At 71.7% G+C, this 7832-nt stretch carries 8 protein-coding genes; all 8 read right to left on the bottom strand.

The features are described from left to right. The coding region (glyA, locus tag B7767_RS13005) for a serine hydroxymethyltransferase (protein WP_085572327.1) at positions 1 to 1020 on the bottom strand (1020 nt) is incomplete at its 3' end. A gap of 182 nt (positions 1021 to 1202) precedes the next feature. Further along, positions 1203 to 1880 carry a protein-tyrosine-phosphatase gene (locus B7767_RS13000; protein ID WP_085572325.1) on the bottom strand — a complete coding sequence of 226 codons (678 nt, stop codon included), beginning with the start codon at positions 1878 to 1880 and terminating at the stop codon, positions 1203 to 1205. Further along, positions 1877 to 2524 (bottom strand): L-threonylcarbamoyladenylate synthase, encoded by a 648-nt coding sequence (locus tag B7767_RS12995; RefSeq protein ID WP_073932492.1) that lies wholly within the window; start codon positions 2522 to 2524, stop codon positions 1877 to 1879. Before B7767_RS12995 ends, B7767_RS13000 begins: the two co-directional genes overlap by 4 nt. Before the next feature lie 53 nt (positions 2525 to 2577). Continuing rightward, complete coding sequence (gene prmC / locus B7767_RS12990; protein WP_085572324.1) at positions 2578 to 3423, bottom strand: peptide chain release factor N(5)-glutamine methyltransferase; 846 nt, start codon at positions 3421 to 3423, stop codon at positions 2578 to 2580. 27 nt (positions 3424 to 3450) lie between these two features. Then, the gene (prfA, locus tag B7767_RS12985) at positions 3451 to 4518 is read right to left on the bottom strand and encodes a peptide chain release factor 1 (protein WP_085572323.1); all 1068 of its coding nucleotides are present in this window, start codon (positions 4516 to 4518) and stop codon (positions 3451 to 3453) included. Positions 4519 to 4747: 229 nt separating this feature from the next. Continuing rightward, positions 4748 to 4969: a 50S ribosomal protein L31 gene (gene rpmE / locus B7767_RS12980; RefSeq protein ID WP_085572322.1), complete on the bottom strand. Its 222-nt coding sequence runs from the start codon at positions 4967 to 4969 to the stop codon at positions 4748 to 4750. 197 nt (positions 4970 to 5166) lie between these two features. Then, a complete protein-coding gene (locus B7767_RS12975) occupies positions 5167 to 6237 on the bottom strand; it encodes an LCP family protein (protein WP_085572321.1) in 1071 nt (356 codons plus the stop codon). Positions 6238 to 6410: 173 nt separating this feature from the next. Further along, the coding region (gene rho / locus B7767_RS12970) for a transcription termination factor Rho (RefSeq protein WP_085572326.1) at positions 6411 to 7832 on the bottom strand (1422 nt) is incomplete at its 5' end.

The raw sequence follows: 7832 nt of genomic DNA, 5'->3' as shown, positions 1-7832 counted from the left end.
CGCGAGCCGGCCGCGCGCCGTGCGTCCGTCGACGCCGAGCGGCGCCGGGTCGGCGGTGATCAGGTGGGTGTCGGTGCCGCCGGTGGTGACGGCCAGCCCCTCGGCGGCCAGGGCTGCGGCCAGGGCCCGCGCGTTGGCGACCACCTGGTGCGCGTACGCGGCGAACGCCGGTGTCGCCGCCTCCCCGAACGCGACGGCCTTGGCCGCGACGGTGTTCATCTGGGCGCCGCCCTGGGTGAAGGGGAAGACGGCACGGTCGACGCGCTCGGCCAGCTCGGCGCCGCACAGGATCATCCCGCCGCGCGGTCCCCGCAGCACCTTGTGCGTCGTCGCGCACACGATGTCCGCGTACGGCACCGGGCTGGGCGCCGCTCCCCCGGCGACGAGGCCCATGGGATGCGCGGCGTCGGCGATCAGATGGGCGCCCACCTCGTCGGCGACCTCGCGGAAGAACGCGTAGTCGATGTGGCGGGGGTAGGCGATGGAGCCGCACACGATCGCCTTGGGGCGGCGCGCGTGCGCGAGGGCGCGGACCTGGTCGTGGTCGATGAGCCCGCTCTCCGCGTCCACGCCGTAGCCGACGAAGTCGAACCAGCGGCCGGAGAAGTTGGCGGGCGAGCCGTGGGTGAGGTGACCGCCGTGGGGCAGGCCGAGGGCGAGGACGGTGTCGCCGGGGCGCAGCAGGACGGCGTACGCGGCGAGCACGGCGGACGAGCCGGAGTGCGCCTGCACGTTGGCGTGCTCGGCGCCGAACAGCGCCTTCGCCCGCTCCACGGCGAGGCGCTCGGCGACGTCGACGACCTCGCAGCCGCCGTGGTGCCGGTTGCCGGGGTACCCCTCGGCGTACTTGTTGGCCAGCGGCGAACCGAGGGCGGCCAGCACGGCCGGCGACATGAAGTTCTCGGCGGCGATCAGCTGGAGCGAACCGGACTGCCGCTCCCACTCCGCGAGCAGCACATCGGCCAGCTCGGGATCCTGCCGCCGCACCACATCGACCTCAAGGGCATGCCCTACCGTCATACCGCCCAATGTAGGCCGCACACCCCGAAAACGCCCCCGCTGCTACGCCCGACGTCGCTGCGGGCAGTCGTTCCGCAGGGCGACGGGGGTGCCTCCCCTGCCTCTCGGGCGAGGGGAGGAGGGCGGGCACGGCGGAACGACGCCGGAGGCCCTGTGAACCCGCCCCGGCAGCGACCGGCCCACTACGCCCGGGCGGGCACCCCGGTCAGCGCCGTCACCACCGGGTCCAGCGCCTCGTATATCTCGTCCCCGATCGACCGGAAGAACGTCAGCGGCGCCCCGTACGGGTCGTACACCTCGTCCGCCTCGGCCGTCGGCGCCAGCAGCCATCCGCGCAGCGCCGCGGCGGCCCGCACCAACGCCCGCGCCCGCATCACCAGCCCCTCGTCCAGCGGCGGCAGGGTCGCCGGATCGATGGCGTTGACCAGCCGCGTGAACTCCTTCAGCGTGAACGTCCGCAGCCCGGCGGAATGCCCCATGGAGATGACCTGCGCCCGGTGATCCCGCGTGGCGGTCAGCACGAGGTCCGCCCGGATCACGTGCTCGTCCAGCAGTTCCCGTCCCACGAACCCCGAAGCGTCCGCCCCGAACTCCGCCAGCACGGTCTCGGCGTGGGCCTCCATGGGCGCACCCTCGTGCCCCCAGGTCCCCGCGCTCTCCACGATCAGCCCGCCGCCCAGGATCCCCAGCCGTTGGCTCACGAAATGCCGGGTCAGCCGCTCGGTGACGGGCGAGCGGCACACGTTTCCGGTACTGACGTGGAGGATGCGGAAGGTGTCGCGTGGAAAACCGAAGGTCGTCGTGATCTCCGCGCTGGATTCCCCGTTGCCTATGCCACGCCCCGACTCAGGGGCCGTCAATTCGCCACCTCGAGGTCGGGTACCACCTTGCGCAGCTCCTCCGGCGAGATCGCGCCCTCGCGCAGCAGCACGGGCACGGGCCGGGTGACGTCGACGATGGAGGAGGGCACGTTCCCCGGGGTGGGTCCGCCGTCCAGGTACACGGAGACGGAGTCGCCGAGCATCTCCTGCGCGGCGTCGCAGTTCTCCGGCGCCGGGTGGCCGGTCAGGTTCGCCGAGGACACGGCCATGGGCCCGACCTCGGTGAGCAGCTCGATGGCGACCGGGTGCAGCGGCATCCGCACGGCGACCGTGCCCCGGGTGTCCCCGAGGTCCCACTGCAGCGACGGCTGGTGCCTGGCGACCAGCGTCAGCGCGCCCGGCCAGAACGCGTCGACCAGCTCCCAGGCCAGCTCGGAGAAGTCGGTGACCAGGCCGTGCAGGGTGTTCGGGGAGCCGATGAGCACGGGTGTGGGCATGTTGCGGCCCCGGCCCTTGGCGTCCAGCAGGTCGGCGACGGCCTCCGAGGTGAACGCGTCGGCGCCGATCCCGTACACGGTGTCCGTCGGCAGCACCACGAGTTCGCCCCGGCGGACGGCGGACGCGGCCTCGCGCAGACCGGTCGTGCGGTCGGTCGCGTCGTTGGTGTCGTATCGCCGAGCCATCTAGCGGGCCTCCTCGTACGGGTGCTGCTGGGGGAATGAAGTATGCGGGGTGCTCACGGCATCGCCTTGCGGGCGGTGGCGAACCGGGGGCGCCTGTTCAGGTCGGGGTGGTCGGCCGCGTCGGCCCACCCCCGCTCCTCGGCGAAGATCCACGGCACCTGCCCGCCCTGGGTGTCGGCGTGCTCGACGACGACCACTCCGCCGGGCCGCAGCAGCCGGTGCGCGGTGCGCTCCAGGCCGCGGATCAGGTCGAGGCCGTCCTCACCGGAGAACAGCGCGAGGTCGGGATCGTAGTCGCGGGCCTCCGGGGCAACGTACTCCCACTCGGTGAGCGGGATGTACGGCGGGTTGGAGACGACCAGGTCGACCTGGCCGTCGAGGTCGGGGAAGGCCGTCAGGGCGTCTCCCTGGCGCAGCTCGACCCTGGACCCCTCCATGTTCTTTCGGGTCCACCTCAGGGCGTCCTCGGACAGCTCCACGGCGTACACGCGCGAGCGCGGGACCTCCTGGGCCAGCGCCAGCGCGATGGCGCCCGAGCCGGTGCACAGGTCGACGATGCAGGGCTCGACGACGTCCATCGCGCGGACGGCGTCTATCGCCCAGCCGACCACCGACTCGGTCTCGGGCCGCGGGACGAACACCCCGGGGCCGACCTGGAGCTCCAGGTAGCGGAAGTACGCCCGCCCGGTGATGTGCTGGAGCGGCTCGCGGGCCTCGCGGCGGGCGATGACCTCCCAGTACCGGGCGTCGAAGTCGGAGTCCTTCACGGTGTGCAGCTCGCCGCGCTTGACGCCGTGCACGAACGCGGCGAGCTCCTCCGCGTCGGTGCGCGGCGAGGGCACGCCGGCGTCGGCGAGCCGCTGGGTGGCCTGGGCCACCTCGGCGAGCAGCAGGTTCACGACGGTCCTCCGGGCTGTCTACGGGATTTACGCGGCGGCGAGCTTGGCGGCGGAGTCCGCGTCGACACAGGCCTGGATCACCGCGGCGAGCTCCCCGTCCAGGACCTGGTCGAGGTTGTACGCCTTGAAGCCGACGCGGTGGTCCGAGATGCGGTTCTCCGGGAAGTTGTACGTGCGGATCTTCTCGGAGCGGTCGACGGTGCGGACCTGGCTGCGACGGGCGTCGGCGGCCTCCCGCTCCGCCTCCTCCTGCGCCGCCGCGAGCAGCCTGGAGCGCAGGATACGCAGTGCCTGCTCCTTGTTCTGGAGCTGGCTCTTCTCGTTCTGGCAGGAGGCGACGACTCCGGTCGGGATGTGCGTGATGCGCACGGCGGAGTCGGTGGTGTTGACGGACTGCCCGCCGGGGCCGGAGGACCGGTAGACGTCGATGCGCAGGTCGTTCGGGTTGATCTCGACGTCGACCTCCTCCGCCTCGGGCGTCACCAGGACACCGGCGGCGGAGGTGTGGATGCGGCCCTGCGACTCGGTGGCCGGCACGCGCTGCACGCGGTGCACGCCGCCCTCGTACTTCAGCCGGGCCCACACGCCCTGACCGGGCTCGATCTGCCCGCGGGCCTTCACGGCCACCTGGACGTCCTTGTAGCCGCCCAGCTCGGACTCGGTGGCGTCGATGATCTCGGTCTTCCAGCCGACGCGCTCGGCGTACCGCAGGTACATGCGCAGCAGGTCACCGGCGAACAGGGCGGACTCGTCGCCTCCCGCGCCCGCCTTGATCTCGAGGATGACGTCCTTGTCGTCGCTGGGGTCGCGCGGGACCAGCAGCAGGCGGAGCTTCTCGGTGAGCTCCTCGCGCTGCTTCTCCAGGTCCTTGACCTCGGCGGCGAAGTCGGGGTCGTCGGCGGCCAGTTCGCGCGCGGTCTCGATGTCGTCGCCCGTCTGCTTCCAGGAGCGGTACGTGGCGACGATCGGGGTGAGCTCGGCGTAGCGCTTGTTCAGCTTGCGCGCGTTGGCCTGGTCGGCGTGGACCGACGGGTCGGCGAGCTTCTTCTCCAGGTCGGCGTGCTCGGCGACGAGTTCCTCGACGGCCTCGAACATCTTGGGCTCCTGCGATTACGTGGGTGAAGGACGGGCGACCAAAAACGCCGGTCCCGGCCTGCCCCCTTCGTCCGCGCGGTTCGCCTCCGGAGCGCTCGCGTCGGTGTCGAGGACACGATCGTGCTCGGCCCTTGGGGCCTCCGCGCGCTCGCGCCCTCGCCACCGACGCGCTCCTTCGGCTCACTCGCGTGAGCGGGGGCACGGCCGTGGACCGGCGGTATGGGGCTCGCTACTTCTTGGAGCCGGCGGCCTTGCCGAAGCGGGCCTCGAAGCGGGCCACACGGCCACCGGTGTCGAGGATCTTCTGCTTGCCCGTGTAGAACGGGTGGCACTCGGAGCAGACCTCGGCGCGGATGGCGCCGCCGGAGATCGTGCTGCGGGTGGTGAACGACGCGCCACAGGTGCAGCTGACCTGCGTCTCGACGTACTCGGGGTGGATGTCGCGCTTCAAGGTGTCTCCTAGGTTCGGGAGGGCACCGGGTCGCATCCGCGGGGTGCGGAGGCGTGAACCGGGGCCGACTTACCAGTCTGCCAGGACTGGCGCCATCACCCAAAACCGGGGGTTCGCGTCGTGTATTCCCTGCGGGCCGGCCGGGGGCCGGTCGCGCCCGCCCGGCGGAGCCGCACATCGGTACGGCACCGCGCCCCTCAGGGAGTCACCACGCCCCCCGCCTCATCCGTGGCCGTTCCTTCCGTGGCGCTCCCGGGGATCGGCCTGTCGTTCTTCAGGGCGTTCCAGACCTGCCTGGCCTTGGTTTTCTCGATCAGGACGCGGTTGGCGTCCGCCGGGTCGTAGGTCACCGGCATGGTGATCATGTGCAGGCCTTCGGGGGTGATGTTCCTCAGGCCGGACGCGAAGGACATCAGGGCGTTGACCGAGCCGAGGTCGGAGTCGGTGGTGACGGCCTCGGTGGCGGTGTCGGCGAGGTCGTACAGCTTCTTGGGGCCGGTGAGGACGCCGACCTCCCCGATCTGCCGTACCAGGGCCTTGGCGAAGGCCTGCTGGAGCCGGATGCGGCCGAGGTCGGAGCCGTCGCCGACGCCGTGCCGGGTGCGCACCAGGCCGAGGGCCTGTTCGCCGTCGAGCCGGTGGGTGCCGGCCTTCAGGTCGAGGTGGCTGTCCGGGTCCTCGATGTCCTCGCCGGTGGTGACCTCGACGCCGCCGAGTTCGTCGACGATCTTCCGGAAGCCGGTGAAGTCGACCTCCAGGTAGTGGTCCATGCGCAGGCCGGTGATGGACTCGACGGTCTTCACCGCGCAGGCCGCCCCGCCCGTGGCGTAGGCGGAGTTGAACATCACACCGCGCGCCGCGGGGTGGGTGCCGCCGTCGGTGTCGGTGCACTCGGGGCGGTCGACGACGGTGTCGCGCGGGACGGAGACCACGCTCGCCCTCCTGTGGCCCTCGTGGACGTGCACGATCATCGCGGTGTCGGAGCGGGCGCTTCCGTCGTCGGTGCCGCCGCCGAGCTCCTTGTTGCCGCCGGAGCGGGTGTCGGAGCCGAGGACGAGGATGTTCTCGGAGCCGTCGCCGGCCTCCTCGGGCCGGTCGGCGCCGAGGACCCGGTCGATGTCGAGGCTCTCGATGTTGCCGTTGAGCTCGAAGTACACGTATCCGGCGCCGGTGCCGCCGAGGGCGACGATGCCGGCGGCGGCCCAGGCCGCGGCCTTCAGGCCCCGGCGTCCCTTGCCCCGGTGGTCCGGTGTGCTCTCGGCGGACATGTGCTCCTCGGCTCGTCCTCGGCTCGTCCTCGGTCGGCTGCCCTCCCCCGCACCCGGTGTCGGGCCCGGCCCTCACGGCCGTACGCCATCCATCGTCCCGCGATCGGGGCGGACGGAGCACGCGGAAGGGCCGCTCCCTCGCGGGAGCGGCCCTTCCGGTGGAAAGCGCGACGTCAGTCGCCGTTGCCCGGCGTCGTCTTCTGGATCTGCATCAGGAACTCGGCGTTCGACTTGGTCTGCTTCATCTTGTCGAGGAGCAGCTCGATCGCCTGCTGCTGGTCGAGCGCGTGCAGCACCCGGCGCAGCTTCCAGACGACGGCCAGTTCCTCGTTGCCGAGCAGGATCTCCTCCTTGCGGGTACCGGACGCGTCGACGTCCACCGCGGGGAAGATGCGCTTGTCGGCGAGCTTCCGGTCGAGCTTGAGCTCCATGTTGCCGGTGCCCTTGAACTCCTCGAAGATCACCTCGTCCATGCGGGACCCGGTGTCCACCAGGGCGGTGGCGAGGATGGTCAGCGAGCCGCCGTCCTCGATGTTGCGGGCCGCACCGAAGAAGCGCTTCGGCGGGTACAGGGCGGTCGAGTCGACACCACCGGACAGGATGCGGCCGGAGGCCGGGGCGGCGAGGTTGTACGCACGGCCCAGACGCGTGATCGAGTCGAGCAGCACGACGACGTCGTGGCCCAGCTCCACCAGACGCTTGGCGCGCTCGATGGCGAGCTCGGCGACCGTGGTGTGGTCCTCGGCCGGGCGGTCGAAGGTCGAGGAGATGACCTCGCCCTTCACCGACCGCTGCATGTCGGTGACCTCTTCCGGACGCTCGTCGACGAGGACGACCATCAGGTGGCACTCGGGGTTGTTGTGGGTGATCGCGTTGGCGATCGCCTGCATGATCATGGTCTTGCCGGTCTTCGGCGGGGCCACGATCAGACCGCGCTGGCCCTTGCCGATCGGCGACACGAGGTCGATGATCCGCGTGGTGAGCACGCCCGGGTCCGTCTCCAGGCGGAGGCGGTCCTGCGGGTACAGCGGGGTGAGCTTGTTGAACTCCGGGCGGCCGCGGCCGTGTTCGGGCGCCATGCCGTTGACGGAGTCCAGGCGGACCAGCGCGTTGAACTTCTCGCGGCGCTCGCCCTCCTTGGGCTGGCGCACGGCGCCGGTGACGTGGTCGCCCTTGCGCAGGCCGTTCTTGCGGACCTGGGCGAGGGAGACGTACACGTCGTTCGGGCCGGGCAGGTAGCCGGAGGTCCGGATGAACGCGTAGTTGTCGAGGATGTCCAGGATGCCCGCGACCGGGATCAGGACGTCGTCCTCGGTGAGCTGCGGCTCGGAGGCCATGTCGTCGCGGCCACGACGGCCACGACGGTCGCGGTAGCGCCCGCGACGGCCACGACGGCCGCCCTCGAAGTCGTCGTCGTCGTGCTGCTGGCGGTCCTGCCGGCCGCCGCCGCCCTGCTGGTTCTGCTGACGGCCCTGGCCCTGCTGCTGGTCGTCGCCCTTGCCGCGACGGTCCCCGCGGTCACCGCGCTCACCGCGGTCGCCGCGGTCGCCACGCTCACCGCGGTCACGGTCGCGGCCGCGCTCACGGCGGTCGCG

This window comes from Streptomyces sp. 13-12-16, from assembly GCF_002114215.1.
Taxonomy (GTDB): Bacteria; Actinomycetota; Actinomycetes; order Streptomycetales; family Streptomycetaceae; genus Streptomyces.
Note: the sequence above shows the minus strand (reverse complement) of the source record. Positions and strands in the feature narration are given on the sequence as shown.